16 protein-coding genes are annotated in these 21143 nt (G+C 52.0%); 10 read left to right on the top strand and 6 right to left on the bottom strand.

Annotated elements, in window-relative coordinates; genetic code table 11:
* Positions 1 to 284: 284 nt before the first annotated feature.
* Positions 285 to 791, bottom strand: a complete 507-nt coding sequence (locus BLQ82_RS29120; protein ID WP_062519836.1) for a hypothetical protein — start codon at positions 789 to 791, stop codon at positions 285 to 287.
* A gap of 94 nt (positions 792 to 885) precedes the next feature.
* Here BLQ82_RS29120 and BLQ82_RS29115 point away from each other — a divergent pair, with 94 nt between their 5' ends.
* The 3 genes from BLQ82_RS29115 (at position 886) to BLQ82_RS29105 (ending at position 4983) form a co-directional block, all read left to right on the top strand.
* Positions 886 to 1758, top strand: coding sequence for a PhzF family phenazine biosynthesis protein (locus BLQ82_RS29115; protein ID WP_062519834.1), 873 nt, complete (start codon positions 886 to 888; stop codon positions 1756 to 1758).
* Between the two features lie 62 nt (positions 1759 to 1820).
* On the top strand, positions 1821 to 2846 hold the full coding sequence (locus tag BLQ82_RS29110) for a CapA family protein (protein WP_082722530.1): 1026 nt from the start codon (positions 1821 to 1823) through the stop codon (positions 2844 to 2846).
* A 481-nt stretch (positions 2847 to 3327) separates the two neighbouring features.
* Positions 3328 to 4983, top strand: coding sequence for a DUF6138 family protein (locus BLQ82_RS29105; protein ID WP_062519879.1), 1656 nt, complete (start codon positions 3328 to 3330; stop codon positions 4981 to 4983).
* Between the two features lie 30 nt (positions 4984 to 5013).
* Here the strand turns inward: BLQ82_RS29105 and BLQ82_RS29100 are convergent, their stop codons facing one another.
* The 3 genes from BLQ82_RS29100 to BLQ82_RS29090 all read right to left on the bottom strand — a co-directional run bounded on the left by BLQ82_RS29100 (position 5014) and on the right by BLQ82_RS29090 (position 8107).
* Complete coding sequence (locus BLQ82_RS29100) at positions 5014 to 6219, bottom strand: ROK family protein (protein ID WP_244281051.1); 1206 nt, start codon at positions 6217 to 6219, stop codon at positions 5014 to 5016.
* Between the two features lie 185 nt (positions 6220 to 6404).
* Positions 6405 to 7217, bottom strand: a complete 813-nt coding sequence (locus BLQ82_RS29095; RefSeq protein ID WP_074648793.1) for an ABC transporter permease subunit — start codon at positions 7215 to 7217, stop codon at positions 6405 to 6407.
* Positions 7214 to 8107, bottom strand: a complete 894-nt coding sequence (locus BLQ82_RS29090; RefSeq protein ID WP_062519828.1) for an ABC transporter ATP-binding protein — start codon at positions 8105 to 8107, stop codon at positions 7214 to 7216. Before BLQ82_RS29090 ends, BLQ82_RS29095 begins: the two co-directional genes overlap by 4 nt.
* A gap of 168 nt (positions 8108 to 8275) precedes the next feature.
* On the opposite strand from BLQ82_RS29090, the gene BLQ82_RS29085 reads away from it, so the two are divergent.
* Positions 8276 to 8878: a TetR/AcrR family transcriptional regulator gene (locus tag BLQ82_RS29085; protein WP_062519826.1), complete on the top strand. Its 603-nt coding sequence runs from the start codon at positions 8276 to 8278 to the stop codon at positions 8876 to 8878.
* Positions 8879 to 9008: 130 nt separating this feature from the next.
* Here the strand turns inward: BLQ82_RS29085 and BLQ82_RS29080 are convergent, their stop codons facing one another.
* Positions 9009 to 9464 carry a CBS domain-containing protein gene (locus BLQ82_RS29080; protein ID WP_062519824.1) on the bottom strand — a complete coding sequence of 152 codons (456 nt, stop codon included), beginning with the start codon at positions 9462 to 9464 and terminating at the stop codon, positions 9009 to 9011.
* Positions 9465 to 9599: 135 nt separating this feature from the next.
* On the opposite strand from BLQ82_RS29080, the gene BLQ82_RS29075 reads away from it, so the two are divergent.
* Together BLQ82_RS29075 and BLQ82_RS29070 are read left to right on the top strand one after the other, a co-directional pair.
* Positions 9600 to 10034 (top strand): MarR family winged helix-turn-helix transcriptional regulator, encoded by a 435-nt coding sequence (locus BLQ82_RS29075; RefSeq protein WP_062519822.1) that lies wholly within the window; start codon positions 9600 to 9602, stop codon positions 10032 to 10034.
* 89 nt (positions 10035 to 10123) lie between these two features.
* Positions 10124 to 10597, top strand: a complete 474-nt coding sequence (locus BLQ82_RS29070) for a MarR family winged helix-turn-helix transcriptional regulator (RefSeq protein WP_062519820.1) — start codon at positions 10124 to 10126, stop codon at positions 10595 to 10597.
* A 152-nt stretch (positions 10598 to 10749) separates the two neighbouring features.
* Here BLQ82_RS29070 and BLQ82_RS29065 read toward each other — a convergent pair whose 3' ends face one another.
* A complete protein-coding gene (locus BLQ82_RS29065) occupies positions 10750 to 12381 on the bottom strand; it encodes an MDR family MFS transporter (protein WP_082722529.1) in 1632 nt (543 codons plus the stop codon).
* A 207-nt stretch (positions 12382 to 12588) separates the two neighbouring features.
* On the opposite strand from BLQ82_RS29065, the gene BLQ82_RS29060 reads away from it, so the two are divergent.
* The 4 genes from BLQ82_RS29060 to BLQ82_RS29015 all read left to right on the top strand — a co-directional run.
* On the top strand, positions 12589 to 13107 hold the full coding sequence (locus tag BLQ82_RS29060) for a MarR family winged helix-turn-helix transcriptional regulator (RefSeq protein ID WP_062519817.1): 519 nt from the start codon (positions 12589 to 12591) through the stop codon (positions 13105 to 13107).
* A 1086-nt stretch (positions 13108 to 14193) separates the two neighbouring features.
* Complete coding sequence (locus tag BLQ82_RS31190; RefSeq protein WP_083351124.1) at positions 14194 to 18081, top strand: X2-like carbohydrate binding domain-containing protein; 3888 nt, start codon at positions 14194 to 14196, stop codon at positions 18079 to 18081.
* A gap of 295 nt (positions 18082 to 18376) precedes the next feature.
* Positions 18377 to 20665, top strand: coding sequence for a helix-turn-helix domain-containing protein (locus BLQ82_RS29020; RefSeq protein ID WP_062519811.1), 2289 nt, complete (start codon positions 18377 to 18379; stop codon positions 20663 to 20665).
* A 187-nt stretch (positions 20666 to 20852) separates the two neighbouring features.
* Positions 20853 to 21143: transposase (locus BLQ82_RS29015; protein WP_074648789.1), on the top strand; the 291-nt coding region annotated here is incomplete at its 3' end.

Genomic DNA, 21143 nt, shown 5'->3' with positions numbered 1-21143 from the left:
GCGCACGCGGGCAGATTGGCGGAATGAAAGGTAAAAGTACCTCTGAATTCAGCGCACGCGGGCAGATTGGCGAAATGAAAGGTAAAAGTACCTCTGAATTCAGCACACGCGGGCAGATTGGCGGAATGAGAGGTAAAAGTACCTCTGAATTCAGCACCCGCCGCAGCCGGAGCCGATGCTGTTCTTCTGTGAGCTGTGCCAGGGATTTCTCGGGCTTCAGGATGAACATGGACTGTGGCACCAGGTATAAGGGAGCGTCTCCCGCGGACAGCGGGGCGCTCCCTTTACCGCTTTTTCAATTCTTTTGCCAGCTTGGAGCTGCGAAATCCCTTTTGATGGATGAATTCTTTAACTTCACTAATGCTCATAAAAGACAGCCGGACATGATAGTAGTTGATATACTCCACCAGCGCAAAAAGATACAGGAACAAGAACCAATACCGCTCCACCGAATGGGACACCATCTGATCGAGCAGAATCAAGAGTGCAATGGCAAGGAAGGCCAGATTACATTTCTGGAACCAGCTGAACCATCGCAGCTGCCGGGCGGGCAGAGCCGAATAATCCTTGCGCCGGACCTGTTTCCACTTGAGGAACCAGTAATAGCTGCCTTGAAGCAGAATGAACTCCAGGACAACAAAGATGAAAATAGACGATAAAGAAGCTAAGTAGGCTGCTGCCCAGTCAAACATTAGCAGATATAATACCCAGAGCACGGCAAACATAATGACAGCAAACAGTTCGCCGGTAAATAGACTGTATAATTTTTGGACGATGTGTTTTTTTCGCATATTGTCCCCGTTTCCATAATGAACTATAATTCTCATTCTAGGACAAGCAGCAGCTTTATGCCACTTAGAAATCGCAGGGGAGGGCGAACTGGAGATGAATGTGGAAGTGTACACTTTAAATGCTTTTGCCAAAGATGGCAGGGGCGGAAATCCCGCAGGGGTGGTGCTGGATGCCGGCTTAATGAATGCAGCGGAAATGCTGCGTACGGCGAAGGAGGTTGGTTTTTCAGAGACCGCTTTTGTGGAAAAATCGGCGCTTGCCGATTATAAGCTACGTTATTTCACCCCTGCCAGTGAGGTGGATTTGTGCGGGCACGCGACGGTTGCCGCTTTTTATCTGATGTATTCCTTGGGTCTGGAGACGGCTGGTACTTATACCCTGGAGACTAAAGCCGGATTGTTGGAGGTCAGCATCAGCAGTGGCGGGGAGGTCTATCTGTCGCAGGCGCTGCCGCAGTTCGGTGAAACCTTGCCAAGAGCAGAAATAGCAGCGTCACTTGGTATCCGTATTGAGGATTTAGCCGGGGAGCTGCCCATACAGATTGTCTCCACAGGGCTCCCGGATATCTTGGTTCCGGTCAACAGCCGTGAGCGGTTAGCCGGGATACAGCCGGATTTTGCCGCTATAACAGCTATAAGCAAGAAGTATAACGTCATCGGCTTCCACCTGTTCACACTTGATACCCCGGATGGCGCCACTGCTGAATGCCGGAACTTTGCGCCGCTGTATGACATTCCCGAGGAGAGCGCTACAGGTACTGCAAGCGGCGCTTTGCTCAGTTATTTGTATAAATACGGGCAGCTTTCCCTACAGCAGGTTCAGCAAGCGGTGTTCAGGCAAGGCTATACGATGAACTGCCCTTCTGAGATTAAGGCTGGTTTAAGCCTGAACGACCGCGGAGATATTACCCGGGTTCAGGTGGGCGGGGTAGCTGCCGGCATTGAACGGAGAAGCATCGTCATCTGAGTATATTAACCCATATCAGCTTTCTGTCATATCCTATGGAAAAAGCCAAAAGGGTGAATGGAATGACGGAAATACAAATAGCTGCTGTGGGGGACCTTATGGTCAAACGTTATATTATTTCAGAGGCCAGACAGTCTGACGGCACCTATTCGTTCGACCCCTTGTTTGCGAAGGTGGCTCCATATCTGAAACAGGCAGATCTGACGATCGGAAACCTTGAAACCACCTTTGCCGGCAACGGGCCAAACTCGCGGAAAACGCTGCGCTCTTCCGGCCCGATATTCAAGTGCCCGGATGAACTGGCCCCCGCGCTAAAAAAAGCCGGGTTCGATGTCTTAGTGACAGCAAACAATCACTGTATGGATTATGGAGTCCCGGGTCTGATCCGGACGCTGCAGGTGCTGGACCGCCATGGAATCAGCCATACCGGTACATCCAGGTCACTGGAAGAATCCAGGCAAGTTCTGATCAAAAACGTAAAAGGGATTAAGATCGGAATCCTCTCCTATACGGCAGGAACCAACAGGATTCCCGTGCCGGCGAGCCGGCCGTGGCTCGTCAACCGGATGGATACCGGCAAAATCAACCGGGAGATCCGGGCATTAAAAAAGAAGGCCGATCTGGTTTTGCTGTATCTGCATTTTGGAAACGAATATCGCTATACTCCCAACAAGAGGCAAAAGCAGCTGGTGAACCTTTTCTTCAAAAATGGCGCCAATATCATTCTGGGATCTCATCCGCATGTTCTCCAGCCCTTGGAATCCCGGGGAAAGAAAAAATTTGTTATTTACTCGCTGGGTAACTTTGTGTCGACTAAACTTATGAATATTCCTTATACACAAAGCGCAATCATTCTTAATCTCGCCATTCAAAAGGATCAAAAAGGAAACACGAATATCACTAACGTCCATTACATCCCGACTGGCGTGGACCGGAGACTGACAAGCGGCAGCAGTAGGACTGAGGTTGTCCCCATCCGCGATGCATTGAAGACAGGCATACCGGATAGAACGGGCCGGCGGAATCTCCTGAACCGGATGTTGAACCATACCGAATCCATTCTGAAGAGGGAAAAGAGTCTTCATTAACATCCCCCGATCATTAACTGGAACATCATAGTTTGATAAAACAGCGGTAGTCCGGGACGTTAGCCCGTGGCTGCCGCTGTTCCTGTTAAGGGGGGCATACGGTGAAACCACGGCCGGCATACGGTCATTTCACTGTCCTCCGCGCCGCACATTGTCGAATTGGGGCCTGGAGTGACATAATCGTAGCATAGAGACTTTAAGGGAAGGCGTGAAAAGCTTGGACAATCTCCGCAGGCAATCGTTCCGCAGCAAACTCAAAATCGCATTTCTGGCCGGTTCAATTTATATAGGATGTCTTATTAGGCTAACGGGCAAATGCTATACTTTTACACAAAGCTTGTACTATATTAACCAACGGAACTGAGTCCAACGCCTAATTGTCCTGTCTGCGGAGACAGGCTAAGATAGAAAAGTAACCCGCAGCCAGCCGTATGGGAGCGTAAAAAATCTATAACTCTGCATAAAGGAGCTTTGGATGAATATGGATCACACACTGGAAACGCTTTTGGACGAAATGAAACAGGAGATTGATAGATGGGCAGCTTATATTAGTAATAAAGACGCGGAAAAAATCGTGAAACGCACAACGCTGCAGGTGGGGATTCACGGTCACGCTCTGCTCGAATATGCCAGGGACAGGGTGGACGTGACGGATGGGGAGCTTGATCTTACGGTGCCGGGAGGCAAGGCCGGACCCGACGAGTGGCTGACCGGGGAACAAGTGCGGGAGCAGATCGTCCCTGAGCTTGCTTCCTATATGCAGCATAAATTGAACGGGATGCCATCGGCGTTAATCGATTATCAATTTACTTTTGACGGCAAGTTCCGGGTGCGGGAAGGCGGGGTCAACGTTCGTATTCTTGAACACGTCGACGAGGCGAAGAAGAAACTGCTGCTGGACCGAATCTCCGCCTATATCGGGAATAAGCTCGAAGCGGGAAAATACCCGACCAAACCCTTGGAGACGTTTTTTCTGTCCAGGCACCTGTTGGATGAGGGACTGTTCCCGGAGGCGGACCCTGGCCGGGTCATTTCTGTTTTCGAGAACATTCAACAAGTGAATAAAGGAAATAAACATCTTGCCGAGCACCGGAACAATCTGAGCGGGGCTTTGCGGGATTGGGTGGAGAATCATTGGCTGCCCCGTTATTTCGATAATGCAGGAACCGAGTGGCAGAAAGAATACAAGCGAAAAAGTGAGGCCCGGCTGGACCATACCGAGCAAGGCCCAATCGAACTGGTGCTGTATTCCGCAATCCTGATTCTGAAATATGAGCCTTCCTATAGCAGAAGTGTGGGGCTGGCGATGTTGAATTGCGCTATCGAGTTGGGAAGCGCCCGGGCCAAACGTCTGACTGTGGAAGGCAGCGGAATGTTCGCCCGGGAAGATATCAGCCTTCGGGATGAACTGGTGGAATGCACAGCCAACGATGTGTTTGCCGAGGTGACCATAGCCATTAAGCAAGAAACGGAGGAGAGCTACGCACGTGCACTCCGGTTTCTTATCCGCTTGCTAAGTTTGGGTTTTCCTAAGAGCTATCAAATCAAGCTGAAATCCTCCGTCAAGCAATGGCTTCCGGTCAAAGGACTGGCCAAGTCGGGCACGCACCGGTTCTTTGCCAACGCCTTGGAGTATCCGGCATTGCATCCTTTACTGGAGGAGTACGCCGGGGTGGCAATGGAAACCTTCGAATGGTATGCGGATACAGAAGGGGAAAAAAGCTGCATGCCGGGCAGTTACGCGGTCTTCGGCCTTGGACTCACGGATCGGGCTTATTTTCCAATGGTAGAACAATATATGGAGAAGGTCGACGAAGAACACCAGTCTGTTCAGAACGGCTTCACGGCCGCTATAGCCGGGCGGCATGGGGTTAACGCGGAGACGATTCCTACACTGGTGAAGTGTATGCTGCATAGCGGCGATTCGATGAAGCTGAAGATCGATGCCGATCTGGGAGACGACAGGATTCTCAGGCTGCTGCTGGAACAAGTTCGCGGCCTTAAGCGCCATGAGGTGGAGCATATCGTGTACTTGATCTGGGGCGGAGCGGACAAGCTGAAAAGAATCGCCGCCAAAGCCGAAGGAGAGCGGGGAAAATGGCTCTCCGAGCTGGCACAGGCTGCCAGCCGCGGCTAACCTTACGGCTTTGGGGTGATCACAGCCTCCTCAACCGGTAAGCTGATTCAGGATGAGGGCGGCTGCCCCGGCGGCGACGGCCGTGTCGCTTAAGCTGCCTTGAGTGAAGCGGACCTTGTATTGCCCGCGGTAGTAGGTCTTCTCGAGGGCAGTCCTTGTGGCTTCCTGATAGAAGAAATCCGCAGCCGAGAACAGGGGGCCGCCCAGAATGACCTCCTCCGGATGGAGAATATTGATCAGATTGGCCAGACCAATGCCGCAATAGGCTGCCGCCTGCCCGAATATTCCATGCACCATAGAATCCCCGGCCTGCAACGCTTCAACTAAATGTGCGAATTCAATATCCTCCGGGCGGTCAGCCAGCTCACGGAGCAAGGTGGGTCTGCCGCGTTTCCATTCCTCCCGGGCCTGCATTTCCAGGGTGCGGATAGAAACATAGGATTCCCATGCGCCGGAATTGCCGCCCGGCACGCTGGAAGGAACGCCGGAGCTCTCAATGATCATCTGGCCGACGGCCCCTTCCGTGTCGATGACACCATAGAGAATCCGGCCTTCGTTCATAATCGCGGAGCGCAGCCCGATCCCGGCATGAAGATAGAGCAGCTGATGCTGCCGCCGGTCGCCGCCGGCCCAATATTCGCCAAGCAGCGCGGTATTGGCTCCATTATCCAGACACACGGGCACATCAAGAAGCTGCTCCAGCCGTTCTTTGACCGGAACCTGTGACCAGCCCGGAGCTGCAAAGCCGGCTGGCTCCAGAATCATTCCTTCCTTGCGGTCCAAGGGGCCGACGGCTCCGATACCAAGCCCGATAACTTGGCTGATATCAATGGAGGCTTGCTCCAGCATCCGCAGCACCTGGGCATGAACCGATTCGATCAGGCGTTCCGGCGTGGCCTGCTCATCCATAGGCCATGAATATTCATTGAGCAGATTTAGATGGAGATCTGCAAGCACCAGCCTGGAAAACGTCCGGGAGATTTCCAGGCCGAAGACATAGCCATAGGCGGGATTGGTTTCATATAGGGTGGGCCGTCTGCCGCCCGTGGATTCCCCGAAGCCTACCTCCAGCAGCAGGTTCTGGGCAAGCAGCTCGTCAAGAATCCGGGTCAAGGTGCTGACAGTCAGGCCGCTTTCCTCCAGCAGTGTTTGTTTGGATACGGTCCCTTTTTTTCGGACAGATAAGTACATCTCTTTGGTTCTGGAATTAGGTATAAGTTCATGAATAGGCAGCACAAGGGTCTCTCCTTATTGATAAGTATCCCGATCAGGTAAAGAGGTCAAATCTAAACCTGATATTACAATGACACAAAAAGGAGGGGGCCGCAACTGAATGATGAACCGGCCATTGCCGGAGGGGCGTGCTGCCCGGTGCAGACGCTGCCTAAGCAGCGCCGCCTAAGCAGCGCCGCCTGATCCACTTACAGCGGCAGGTCCCGCCGCCGGAAGATCTGGATGCCTGCGGCAAAAGCCGCAAGTCCGATCAGCAGCAGCCAGAGGCAAATCTGCGTCACTTCGGCTGTGCCCTGCACAATATGGGCGGGGCGGTAGAAGCTGAACAGGGTGAAGTAGCGCAGCACGTCGAGCTTATCGCTGATTTTGCCGAGAAGGTCGAGCGTGAAGAAGCCGAAGGTGACCGCACCGGAGATACCCAGCGCCTTCTTCTCGTCATTGCAGGCGCAGGAGACCAGGAAGCACAGCCCGCCGATGGCGAAAAACAGCATGAAGGCCACGGTGTTCAGCTGGGTGAAGCGGCTCATGTCGAATTCATATTTAGTGCCGAGAAACCAGCTTTTGCCCGCAAACCCCGCCAGCAGGGTGACCGCCAATATTATGAAGAGAGAGGTGACCAGCACCATGCCTTGCGTGAAGGCCACCTTGCGGCGCGTGGTCGGAGTGGCCAGCAGATAGGCCATAGAACCGCGGTCCACCAGCCGGGCGATAAGCTGAGTAGAGAGCTGCACACAGACGATGGACAGGATCAGAACGAGAATAAGCCCGTAATATTCCCCGGAGATAAAAGCCTCGGCACTTGCAAAGCCGCTGTTCAGCCCGAACGCATTGCCTACGCCTTCCGGCATCGCCTTGACCAGTTCATCTATGGCTGCTGTACTGTCGCCAAGACCGGGATACAGCCAGATCATGAACAGCATATAAAAAGCTGAACCCATGGCGTAATTCATAATCCCCTTCAGATTAACCCGCATCATTTCTTTATAGAGTGAAAAGTTCATTCTGCATTCACCTCGCGGTCCCGGTCATAATAGTTCATGAAAATGTCCTCCAGATTCTGCGTAGAGATGTCGATGCTGCGTACGGCATATTGGGCCAGCTCCTGTGTAAATGCCGCATAATCGCCTTGAATGGCGATCCGCACCCGGTTGCCTTCATGCGATTCGACCTGCAGTCCCGAAGCGGCAAACCTTCCGGCATCCTCCTGTGTTGCAAAGACCACCTCAAACAGCTTGCGCTGCATGGACTGCAGCTCGTGGATATTCTTGACGGTGACAATCCGGCCGTCCTTGATAATCGCCGCCCGGTCACAGGTGCGCTCAATCTCCTGAAAGCTGTGCGAGGACATCAGAAAGGTGGTTCCCGCTGCTTTTTCCTCCAATACCAGCTCGATAAATACCCGCTGCATCAGCGGGTCCAGACCGGAGGTCGGCTCATCCAGAATAATGAGCTTCGGGCTGTGCATGAAGGCGGCCACAATGCCGACCTTTTGCTTCATGCCTTTGGACATTTTGCGGATGGGCGTAGCGGCATCGAACTGCAGGCGCTGGATCAGGCGGTTCCGCTTGGAGGTATCCTTCACGCCCTGCATCGAGGTCATGAAATCGAGAAAGCTTGTGCCGGTCATGCCGTCGATAAAGTTAATCTCTCCCGGCAAATACCCGGTCAGCTTCTGCACCGTTCCCTGCCCCTTCCAGGCGTCTAGCCCGCCAATCGTCACCGAGCCGCGATCCGGCTGCATGAACCCCATGATGTGGCGGATGGTTGTGGATTTACCCGCCCCGTTTGGTCCCAGGAATCCGAACACCTCGCCTTGATGTACTGTGAATGATACATTGTCAATGCCTCTGCCATTTGCAAACCGCTTGCTGAGCCCTTCAACCTTCAGCATGACGCCACCTCCGCAACAAATGATGAAATATTATTGCTTGATTATTTCATATGTTATAATAGTCCTGGGATTAGGCGAAGTCAATATAATTATGAAATTATTTGTCTTTTATATTTCATTATTTTTGGAATAGCATATTTTCTATATAGGCCGCTTAGGAGGACGAAGATGAACGGTTTTGAGAAGAGAGCAGCCCTGATCAAAAATAAAATCATGAAGACAACCATGGAGCTGCTGAAGACTTGGGAGATCAAAAAACTGCGGATCGCCGATATTGCCAAGGCGGCAGGGGTATCCCAGGTGACGATTTATAATTATTTTGGCAGCAAGGAGGCGCTGATCAGCGAGTCCTTTAAGGATTTTGTGGAGGAATCCCTTCTGGAGTTCGAAGAAGAGATGCGGCAGCAGAAAACCTTGAAGGAGCGGATCACCTATTTTATTCTCAAGGATAAGGAAACTTACTCTAACCTGAGCCCTGGACTTGTCAAAGAGATCCTGTTCGATGATCAGGCGATGTACCAGTATATCCAGCAGCAGTATGATGACAGGGTCACGCCGCTGATGGTCCAAATGGTGGAGGAGGGCAAGGCCAGCGGAGAAATTTCGCAAAAGGTATCCGTGGAAGCGGTGCTGGTGATGATCCAGATGTATATCAAGAGCTCCGGGGAAATACTGGACAGTGCGGCGAAGCATAAGGACAAGAATCAATTCCTGGATGAGCTGTTCCATGTCTTTTTCTATGGGCTGTGCGGCCAGGAGCCGGAGAAATAAGGAAGAGGCCTCTAGTGTGTGGAGTGCGGGGATAACATGAAGCTGGCAAAGCTGAAGCGGCTCCGGCTGGAACAGGTAATCTGTTGACAGGCAGCCGGAGGCTGAACGGATCGGATGGCCCCGATCCGGGTTAGAGCAGGGTTTTAAAGCTGTGACGGATGACATCGCCGCGGCTGATAATGCCGACAAGCACCCGGTTCCGCTCGACCGGGACTTTTTTGATCTGTTTTTTGCCGAGAATGGTTGCAATTCTTTCAATATCTTCGTCCCACGGAACAGTGATGACCTTCTTCTTGGCGATATCCATTACATTCAGGTCCAGCAGTCTGCGGGTCCGTTCCTCGAACTCCTCATTATCCCCCACAAATACATTGATCTGAAAAAAAGAATCGACGATCAGATCTTCATGTCTGCCGATATAACGCATGATATCCCCATCGCTTAAATAGGCGACGATTTCATTTCTATCATTGACCACAGGCATGCCGCTGATGCGGAACTGAATACAGCGTTCGATAAAGGTCCGCACCGTATCGGCTTCCTTGACTTTGTATACTTGTCTGATCATAAATTCATGAGCTTTCATAATGTCCCTCCGCAGCTTATCTTTCCGGAAAATAACTTGTATAATGAAAGTATATACTTGTATTATACAAGCGGGGATGGTAATGTCAATGATCATAATATGTAGATTCAACTTAAGAAGAAAGGATACAACGCCATGAATAATGCAGTTGATGTCATAGAGCTGGAGATGGCCATCCTGGTGCGCCGCCTGGTTTCAATGACCACTTATAAAAAAACCGGCAATCTGGACCGCTCCGCCTATCTGCTGCTGTATCAAATCGACTCCTACGGCTCGGCCGGGGTGAAGGCGCTGTCCGATGAATTCCACTTGGATATTTCGACGGTCAGCAGACAGGCGGCAGCGCTTGAGCAAAAAGGATATGTAAGGCGCATCCCTGACCCCATTGATGGCCGGGCGTATTCGCTGGAAATGACGGAAGCTGGCCTCGAAGTGCTGAACGAGAACAAGAAGGCACGGCAGGACAGCATCGGCAAAATGCTCAGCAATTGGAGCGATGGGGAACGTGTGATTTTTGGAGAGCTATTGCGGAAATTCAATACAGCCATTCTTGAAGAAGCATCAGAATAAGACAAGCCTGCCCCTGTGTGCGGGCGAATTTTTTTTACGAAGCGTTTAGGCTATAATTACTATGATAATTGAGCATATGAGGTGTACCGATGACAGACGAAATGGACGACTATGAAAATATTGATGCTTTAATAGAAGCGTTCCAGCAATTTTCCCGGTTGAATTGGCGCAGGAACTCCATATCCAGTCTGAAGCCAAGCGAGCTCCGGATGCTGGTATCGATCAGACAGGGAAATGAACGGGAAGGCAGGAAAGGGCAGACCGTCTCCGATCTCAGCAAGCAGCTTAAGGTCACTTCCCCCACAGTTACCCAAATGGTCAATAGTCTGATTTCCCAAGGATACGCCATCCGCACTACAGATGCCCAGGACCGCCGGATCAGCGAGATTACGCTGACGGACCGGGGTGAGCACCTGGCAGAGCTGGTTACGGTGAGAACCCATGAAACCTTTAAGGGAATGATTGATTATCTGGGCAAGGAGCCGAGCGACACCCTTCGGCAGCTGCTGAACAGCGTGTATGATTATTTTGAACAGTTGAACAACCGGCAGGACGAATTTTAACCCGCGCATATATAAAAAAGAGATGCCCCGCAGCTTACGCTGATTTGGGACATCTCACCCGATAAACTACCTTCACTCTATAAATTGCCCTCAACCTATAAACTACCTTCACTCTATAAACTACCTTCACTTTATAAAACTACCTTCCATGCTTATTGCACAGCAGGCGCCTGCTCCTTCAGTTTGCTGTCTGCTGCGTTTTCCCCGGCTTTGACCTCTGTTCTGGCTTCGCTGGACCGCAGCGGAATCTCTTTGAGGAATACCACCAGAAGTGCCGCTATGACCAGAAGCGCTGTACCGCTTAGGAATACAACGGTCAAGGAATCGCTCAGGGCGGACCGCAGCATCTCAATCAGCTGGTTGAAGAGAGGCCGGATCTGTTCCGGCAGTGTCGCATGCAGCTCCTTCAGCTTGGGCTGATCCAGCAGCATTTGCGGATTCATGAACGCCGACAGCTGCCGGGCGGATTCTGCATCAAGTTTGGACATATCGGGACCCTGCCCGGAATGAACTGCATTCTCCAGCTTATGGGTCAGGGTTGTATTCATAACCGTCCCCATAATGGCAATACCGATCGTGCCGCCCAGGTTGCGGAACAGCGTTGAGGTGGCGGTAGCGACACCCAGCATGGCGGGTGCAACCGCGTTCTGCACGGTTAATGTAAACACCGGCATGGCAAGGCCCAGACCAATCCCGAAGATGATCATGCTGGCCACGGCCATCGCAATACTGTTCATAAAGGCCATGATGAGCATCGCCGCGACCATAAACGGCATGCCGATCAGGGCATAACGCTTGTATTTTCCCGATTTGGAAATCCAGCGGCCGACCAGTGTACTCAGCACAATCATCATCAGGGACATCGGCATATTGATGAAGCCGGAATTGGTAGGCGATACACCTTCCACGCCCTGCACGAAGAACGGCAGATAGATCATCGCGCCCATCATGCCGGCATTCATCAGGAAGCCGATAATCATCGACAGGGATATGATCGAATTTTTGAACAGCGAGAGCGGCAGCACCGGGCTTTTGGCTTTGCGCTCGATCAGAATCAGAATGACCGCGAAGACCACCGCTGCTGCGAACAGGCTGAGAATTTGCGGGGATCCCCAGTCATATTGGGTGCCTGCCCAGGAGAATCCGAGCAGCAGGGCCACAATGCTGAGCGAGAGGAAAACCGATCCCAGATAGTCGATAGACTCGGAAGCGGCGCGTGTCGTTTTGGGAAACATTCTCCAGATCATGACAAAGGCCACAATGCCCAGCGGCAGGAAGATCCAGAAGATCCACTTCCAGGCCATATGGTCAATCATGAAGCCCCCGAGGGTAGGCCCGATGACGCTGGAGAATCCGAACATTGCCATCATAATTCCCGTCCACTTGGCTCTTTCCCTTGGAGCAAACAAATCCCCTACGGCAGTTACCGTCGCGGACATCAGAATCCCGCCGCCGATCCCCTGAATCCCGCGGTAAGTGATCATTTGAAAGATGTTGGCCGACAGTCCCGACAGGAAAGCCCCGATCACGAAAATAATAATCCCGGCAAGCAAGAACGGCTTGCGGCCATAAATGTCGGACAGCTTGCCGACAAGCACGGTAGCGATAGTGGAGGTGAGCATATAGATGGTGATGACCCAGGTGTAATGCTCAATCCCTCCCAGCATCGCAATAATGCGCGGCATCGCGGTGCCTACAATCGTCTGGTTGATTGCCGCGAAAAACATAGCCGCCATTAATGCGATCATAATGGTAACTTTTTTCTTTTGCGTGAGATGCTCCACAATGATTCCTCTCCTTCATTCTAATTAGGTAGCCAAACTATCTTTTATGTATCATACAAAAAATAAAAGCATAGTACAACTAAATATTTTTTGAAATTTAATAAATTAAGTTGAGTTTTCCTTGATTTTTGTAAAATAGGTAGGTAATCTAAATAAAATGAGGTTGTTTTCCATCCTCTGCTCCCAACCATTAACCGGAGGTGCCTTATGGATACCCAGGACAGTCAAGAGAGAAAGCTGCTCATTGCACTGGAAAATATAAAACGTCTGACTACGCGTCCCCAACTGTTTGCCTCCATTCCGCGTGCGGAATTTTTGACAATGTTCGTGATTCACGCCAGCATGCAAAAAGCGGAGCAGGAGAAGGAGGCCTCCCCAGGGGTGATGATCTCCAAATTAAGCGAGCTGCTTCAGATCAGCAGGCCTACCGCTTCGCAAATGATCAGCAGCATGGAAGAGAAGGGATATACCCGGCGGGTGATGTCCACCTCGGACCGCAGAGTGATCTACATTTGTCTAACGGAGAAGGGCCAGGCCGTTCTGCAGATGAATTTGGCCCGTTATTCCAGTGTTCTAAATGAGATCATCGAGAAAGTGGGCCGGAAGGAAATCGATCAGCTGATTTTTCTGTGTGACCGTTTTCAGGAAGTGGTGAACGAAGTGAAGCCCCGGCTGCTCCATAATCTTCAGTCTGCTGAGGAGCATCCTGTCGAAGAGCCGGTGTAGTTGTACAGTTGTGTTGATTGGTGAGTGCTTGAGAGAGATTGGGAGAGATTAAGCGAGCTTTAGTGATCCTGAGTGAGATTAAGCGAGCTCGAGTGATCTTGAGTGATCTTGAGTGAGATTGAGTGAGATTGAGTGAGATTGAGTGAGATTGAGTGATCTTAAGAGTACTTGAGTGGGTCTGAGTGAGATTAAGAGTACCTGAGAAAGCTTGAGAGAAGCTCGGAACCCCGAGGGGATTATACCCCCTCGGGGTTTTTGTATAGAAAATGATGATTGAGACAAACGGCGGCGTACGAAAATTTAATGGCAGGTAAGCACGTAGTCCTACTGAACGGTGAAATGAGAGGTATAAATACCTCTGAATTCGGCGTTTCCGGGCTACGGGGTGAAATGAGGGGTATAAATACCTTTGAATTCGGCGTTTCCGGCGTACGGAGTGAAATGAGAGGTATAAATACCTCTGAATTCGGGGTTTCCGGCGTACGGAGTGAAATGAGAGGTATAAATACCTTTGAATTCGGCGCTTCCGTGCCACGGAGTGAAATGAGAGGTATAAATACCTTTGAATTCGGCGCCTCCGGGCTACGGAGTGAAATGAGAGGTATAAATACCTATGAATTCGGGGTTTCCGGCGTACGGAGTGAAATGAGAGGTATAAATACCTCTGAATTCGGGGTTTCCGGCGTACGGAGTGAAATGAGAGGTATAAATACCTCTGAATTCGGCGCCTCCGGGCCACGGAGTGAAATGAGAGGTATAAATACCTTTGAATTCGGGGTTTCCGGCGTACGGAGTGAAATGAGAGGTATAAATACCTCTGAATTCGGGGTTTCCGGCGTACGGAGTGAAATGAGAGGTATAAATACCTCCTAAGGAAATTTGGCTGTTCTAACGGGATTTGCCCCCTGGGAACCGGGGGAGGTGTACGCCGAACACCGCAATTGTACCTATTCAAACGGGGCGGCTCCCCCTATGATCTTCTCGTATGGAAAGCGCTATCATTCGGAGCGGTTTCCGTGCTGATGAGTCTGGCAGAAAAGGAAAGCGCTTTATAAACTGCGAGGGGAGCTGGGAGATTTGAAGTCTTTGGCTAAAAAGATCGGGATCAGTCTGCTGCTGTTTATGATGGTGGCTGTACAGGCCGGAGTGGCGGGAACTGCAAGGAACGCGGCGGAGGCAGCGGACAAAGCATTGGCGCAGAAGCCATATATGGGCTGGAGCAGCTACAGTATGCAGGTGTATGATCCAGCCGGCAACTGGATATCGGCAGAGAGCATCAAGAAGCAATCTGACGCCATGCACGAGAAGCTGCAAGCGCACGGCTATGAGTATATTAATATTGATGCAGGCTGGAATGGCGGTATGGATGAATACGGGCGGCCTTTGCCGAACACTGAGCGTTATCCGGACGGTTTTCAGGAGGTTATTGATTATGTGCATAACAACGGGCAGAAGATCGGAATTTATCTGATTCCGGGCCTGTCGATTGAAGCGTATAACAATGACCTTGAAATCTACGGAACGAATGGGGAATGCCGGGTACGCGATATTGCGGTACAGCCGCTAAAAATTATGGATTACTGGAACTCCTACACCTATAAAATCGACTTCAGCAACCCCTGCGCCCAGAAGTATATCGACTCGATTGCCGATCTTCTTAGGGAATGGGGCATTGACTTCGTGAAGTTCGACAGTGTGACTCCAGGGTCGGGCATCAACAATCTCAGCCGTGATGCACGCGGAGATGTCGAGGCCTGGTCCAAGGCGCTGGCGAAGCATGATATCTGGTTCGAGCTTTCATGGGCGCTGGACCACAACTATGTGGACTTCTGGAAAAAATATGCCAACGGCTGGCGGATTCAGTGGGATGTGGAGTCCTATGACAGCAGCGTCGGATTGACCCAGTGGGCCAATATTGCCAGGCTGTTCCCGGACGCGGCCATCTGGTGGAGAGATGCCGGTCCCGGCGGCTGGAATGATTTTGATTCCCTGAATGTCGGGAACGGTGCCATGGACGGACTGACGAAGGATGAGCGGAAGACGGCCATGACCTTCTGGGCGGTATCTGCGGCACAGCTCTATCTCGGCAACGATATGACCCGGCTGGATGATTATGGCCTGGAGCTGCTGACCAACGACGAGGTAATCGCCGTTAATCAGGCCGGGCATCCGGCTCACCCGGTGTCGATGGATACCCAGCAGCAGGTCTGGTTTGCCAACAATGGCGACGGAACCTATAATGTCGCCTTGTTCAACCTCGGCAGCCGCAGCGCCGCAGTCGATGTGAAATGGAGCGACATTGGCCTTGCGGGGCCGGCTTCGGTCCGCGATCTGTGGAGCCGCAGCGAGCTGGGCACCTTCGATACGGGCTACAGCGGCGGAGTGCTGGAACCCCATGCTTCCCGGATGCTCAAAGTAACAGCCAAGAGCGGCACCTCTATCGTCAACGACGACGATACAAATGTCCGCTATACCGGCGCCTGGCAGCGTAACGGAGGGAAAGAGCAGACACCAGGTTCACAGGATATCACTGTGAAGATCACGGATTCGGCGGGAGCTCCCGGGGATGGACAGCCGGGCGGAGAACTTCCCCCGAACCCGGTTACCCGTTCGGTGTATATTAACGACAATGACAGCGGCATCGTGTACAACGGCACCTGGTCCTCGCAGTCCGGAAGAACCGCCGGAGATTACGGGGCGGATGTGCACTACACTGAGACAGAAGGCGATTCCTTCGTGTACACCTTCAAAGGCACGGGTATTGACCTGCTGACGGAGAAGGATTCTTCGCAAGGGGATGTGCTGGTCTATCTGGATGATGCCGCGAGTCCACAGACGGTAAGCACCTATACCCCAGGGACCAAGGAAGTCCAGCAAGTGGTTTACAGTGCCACAGGCCTTGCGGATGGAGAACATACGCTCAAGGTTGTCAAAGGCTCAGGCCAGTATATGCTGCTGGATGCGCTGAAGATCAGCGTCAATCAACTGCTTAACCCTGTCACAGGAACCTTCGACAAGGCGCCTGACAAGCAGGCCGATGTAGCGGTAACGCTGCCTGCGGGCAGTGACTCCCTGCTGGAGATCAAGAACGGCGGGTCGGCATTGGTGAAAGGAAGCGACTATACCGTCAGCGGAGGCGTTGTGAAGATTAAGAAGGAATACCTTTTTAATCTGCCGTCAGGCGCTGCGGAGCTCATGTTCTTTTTTGACGGAGGCGCAAGCGGGGGGCTGATGGTGAACATCACCGGCTCCGCTTTGGTCCGCTACTCGATGATTAACAATGACGATCCGGCGATTGTCTACAACGGCTCCTGGTCAAGGAGTACCGGCAGAGGAATGGGCGACTACAAGGATGATGTACAGTACACCGAGAAAAATGGCGATTCCTTCGAATACACCTTTAGAGGCACAGGCATTCAGTTGTATACCGAAACGGATACTTCACAAGGCGACATGGATATCTACGTGGACAATCAGTTCCAGCAAACAGTCAGCGCCTACCATGACGGACGTCAGGCTCAGCAGAATCTGTTCAGCATTACAGGCCTGCCCGAAGCCTTCCATACTCTGAAGGCCGTGAAAAAATCAGGCACCTTCATGCTGTTGGATATGCTTAAGGTGGAAATACCCGACCTGGTGAGCCCGGTGGAAGCCGCCTTTGACAAAGCTGCCCCCGCTGATATCGAAGTGAAGCTGCTGCGTCAGCCGGAGCTGTTCGGCGGCATCAGCCAGGGCGCCTATAAGCTGGCAGAGGGCACGGATTATACACTTACAGGAGATACTGTAACGCTTAAGGCTGCGTATCTCGACGCGCAGTCCGGGGGCAGTCTCCAGCTCAAATTTTCCTTCAATGGCGATTATCAGAATGATGTTCACTTTACGGAGACAGACGGTGATTATTTCGAGTATACGTTCAGCGGGACCGGAATCGCATTGCTTGGACCTAAAGGGCCCGATATGGGCAATATGGAAATCTACCTGGACGGGGCACCCGTTCAGACCGTGAGCGCCTACAGCGATAACCGGCAGATTCTGCAGAACCTGTTCAGCCTTGAAAAGCTGACAGACGGTGCTCACGTGCTGAAGGCAGTGAAGAAATCGGGTACGCTGATGTTTGCAGACCAGTTGAAATTCACTGTCAGCGCAGGTGGCACAGATCCGGGTGAACAACCAACACCAACACCGACCCCATCGCCGACGCCAACCTCAACGCCAATATCAACACCAACACCGTCGGCTGACTCCACGGAAACTCCGGGTCGGGTCAATCCGGGACCGGTGGCTACAGCGGCCCCATCTGCGGCCCCATCCGCGTCTCCATCAGCCACTCCTGCTCCAAGTGCTTCTCCGCAAGCTGAGCAGGATGCGGTGATGAAGCATTCGGCATACATGAGCGGTTATCCGGATGGCTCCTTCAAGCCGGATCAGAAGATTACCCGTGCCGAGATGGCGGCATTGCTCTTCAAGGCCGCCGCCGGGGAGAAGCAAGGAGCGGCGGCAGCCTTTAGCGATGTCCCCGCCGGTTATTGGGCGGCGGAAGCTATAGCGGGCGCAGTGGAAATGGGCTTGATGACCGGCTACCCCGATGGCAGCTTTAAGCCGAAAGAGCAGATTACGCGTGCAGAAATGGCCAGTCTGGCCGCACAACTGAGCAAGAGTAATGATGTCCCAGGAGGAGGATTTACGGATGTTGCCGCTGGTCACTGGGCATTATCAGCCATTCTTCAGGCACAGGGAGCAGGTATCCTGAATGGCTATGCAGACGGCACTTTCCGTCCCGGCAAGGCGCTGACCCGTGCCGAAGCTGTTACGGCTGTTAACAGAGCTCTTGGCAGAGGCCCGCTCTTCGGAGCAAAAGCCTCCCCATGGAGCGATGTGCCGCTTACACACTGGGCATTCAAGGATATACTTGAAGCTTCCACCGCCCATGCATACAAGGATAGAGCTGGAGGCGGTGAAGAGCTGAGCGAATAGCCGCCAATTTCCGCATTGATGGTTTTATCAGGATAGGAGCAGATGAACAGAAGGAGCCGGCAACGGCTCCTTTTCAAAATATAATGAGTCTGGAAAAATTCGCCGCAGCTTGCACATCATTTCCCAGGCAATGAAAACAGGAGATTAATGACTTAAAACCTGTATGAGAAGGAACCGGAGCAGCAATGGTTTCTGGTGATGCGGACTCTTGATAGAGGACAAAGACTTGACTGTGAGGCAAATTGTTTTAAGCTTATGCTATGTGAGCGCTACCAACTGAGAGGAGAATCAAGCGATGCTCAAATACTCCAAGGTTTTCCGCAGATTTCTAATCTCCTACATCGTTATTCTAATTATTCCAAGCATAGGCGGCTACATGTCTTACCGCACATCGATTGCTGTAACCGAGTCCATCTCCATTGAGAACAGTGTGATCCAGCTGCAAAAAAGCCAGGAAATTCTGGAGCGGCGGATGGCCGAGGTGGAGGGGCTGACAAGACAGCTGGCGGTGAATCCTGAACTGAACGTGCTGCTGAATGAACGCGGCCGGGAGACCAATGTTTACGGAATCTGGAGGACCATGCGCAATGTTCTGACCTTCGGTCAGACAAATGATTTTCTGCAGGATTATTATATTTATCTCGCCAATTACGATCTGGTCCTAACCCCAGGCTCCTCTTACCGCCCCGAGCATTACTATGAGATTTTTCACTATAACGATCTGCCGCAGGCAGAGTGGAAGAAGCAGGTACTAGAGAAAACCCACCGGAGTGAAATCAGGCCGCTAAGCGCTTTTGTCAGCAAAGGTGCACAAACCTCGGTCATCACCTACATGCAGTCGCTGCCGCTCGACAGCTTCAATGATTCTTCTCCTGCCGTTGTGGTCGTGATTATCGATGAGAAAATCATTGCCAGCCTGCTGTCCGGCCTGACCGAGCGTTACGGGGGCTGGGTTCATATCAGCGATGCAGACGGGAAGACCATCGTGCTGCAAGGGAAAGATGAGCCGTATATGAGCAGGCTGAACGCGGATTCCTCGTTCGACAAGGGCAAGGTGAGCCAGTTTTACCAGGATGATCTCGTGATTACCACCCGTTCAGATACGAATGGCTGGGTGTATCAGGCGGGAATCCCCCGCAGTATTCTGCTGGAGAATGCCAATAAGATCAAATACATGTCCTGGCTGATCACCGGAGGCGCGTTGTTCCTTGGTTTGCTGGCCGGACTTGTGCTTGCTTACCGGAACAGTGCTCCGATTAACCGGATGCTCAGTGTGATGAAGGAGCAGTTCGGCAAAGAAGAAACGGTGGAGCAGAGTGAGTTCGACTTCCTGAGCGGGAATATTGCCAATATGATTACCAAGAACAAGCTTTTGGAAAGCGAGCTTCACCGCCAGCTTCCATTAGTCAGGGATGCTTTTATCAAGCGGCTGATTGCCGGGGAATTTGAGTCGCGGGAGGAAATTGTCTCTGCTGCCGCCCAGGCGGATATCGGGCTGAATCAGGGAACCGGCTATGCCGGGATCATCCAGATCAACGGCTACTCCGGCATGGACAGTGTGGAGATCCTCAATGAGCTGAACGCCGCCCGGCTGCTGGTGAAGCAGGCGCTTGCTGCGCTAACCGGACCGCTCCCCATGGCCGACATGGGCTCGGACAAAATGGTCTGCCTGTTTTTCTCCGGCTCCGGGGAATCTGCAGCGGACCAGGAAGTGGCGGTTACGCACATTATGGAGAACCTTACGCAATTGGTCCTGAAGGAATACCGGATTTCAGTCCAGGCCGGGTTCGGGAGCTATTTCGCTTCAGTTACAGAGGTCAGCGGGTCCTTTGAGCAGGCGAAGCAGGCGCTGGAATACGCCGTGTATATGAACAAGAAAGGTATCCTGTGGAATCATGAGGCGCAAATCGAGAACACGACCTACTACTATCCGCTGGATACGGAGCAGCGGCTGATCAGCACGCTGCGTGCCGGGGAACTGGCCGAAGCCACACGTATCATCGATGCGATCTTTGCACAGAATCTTGGTGAACGGGAGCTGTCCATTGAGATGAAGCATCAGCTGATCGGGGAGATGAAGGGCACCTTTCTCAAGCTGCTGGACCAAAAAACCTTCATGGAATCCCCGCTGTTCGAAAGTGCCAAACGGCGGATCATTGACATCAGCTCCACGGAGCCGCTGGACCACATCCAGGCCGGATTTCATGCCATCATGGAGGGGTTATGCGGATACATCACCAATAAAAAGAAAGATGCGCACACTCAGATTATTAAGCAGATCTACCAGTACACCGAGGATATGTATTCGGACTCCGAACTAACCCTGTACCGGGTAGCTGAACATGTGGAGCGGCCGGAAAAATATATTTCCCAGCTGTTCAAGGAGGTGACCGGCGTGAATTATTCCGATCATCTGATCAAAGTGCGGATGGATCAGGCGGCGGTCCTGCTGAAGGACAGCCGGTACACGGTGGATGAGATTGCAGCACGGGTAGGCTACAACAGCTCGCATTCGTTCCGCAGAGCGTTCAAGCGGTTAACCGGCATTTCTCCCAGCACATACAGACAATCACATGCCGAATAAAAAAGTGTGGAAAAAGTAACGCTAATTGGCCCGAGCCTCCCGCGCTCAGCAGGCTAAGTGGAAAAAGTAACGCTAATTGGCCCGAGCCCCCCGCGCTCAGCAGGCTAAGTGGAAAAATGAAAGTAGAATAAAAAGTGGACACCCGTTAAGAGAGTATGAATAATGAACTTAACGAGGAGGTGTTCACATGGGTGAACAACGGCAACGGTACAATGAAAAGTTTAAAAGAGAAACGGTCAAGTATATTCAGGAACAGACGAAGACGGTGGTGGAGATTGGTGAGGAGCTGGGCATCTCCCCTGGCGTACTGCACAACTGGCTGGCAAAGTATCGGGAGTTCGGGAATGAACCTGTAAACAGTGCGGAAAAGGTTCGTGAACTCGAGCAGCGACTGTTGGAACAAGAAAAAGAATTACAGGCAAGGGCGCAGCGAATTGCAGACGTCGAAGAGGAGCTCGCCATCGTAAAAAAAGCTGTG

Source organism: Paenibacillus jilunlii (assembly GCF_900102965.1).
Classification (GTDB): Bacteria; Bacillota; Bacilli; order Paenibacillales; family Paenibacillaceae; genus Paenibacillus_AQ; species Paenibacillus_AQ jilunlii.
This window is presented reverse-complemented; position numbering and strand designations above follow the sequence as displayed.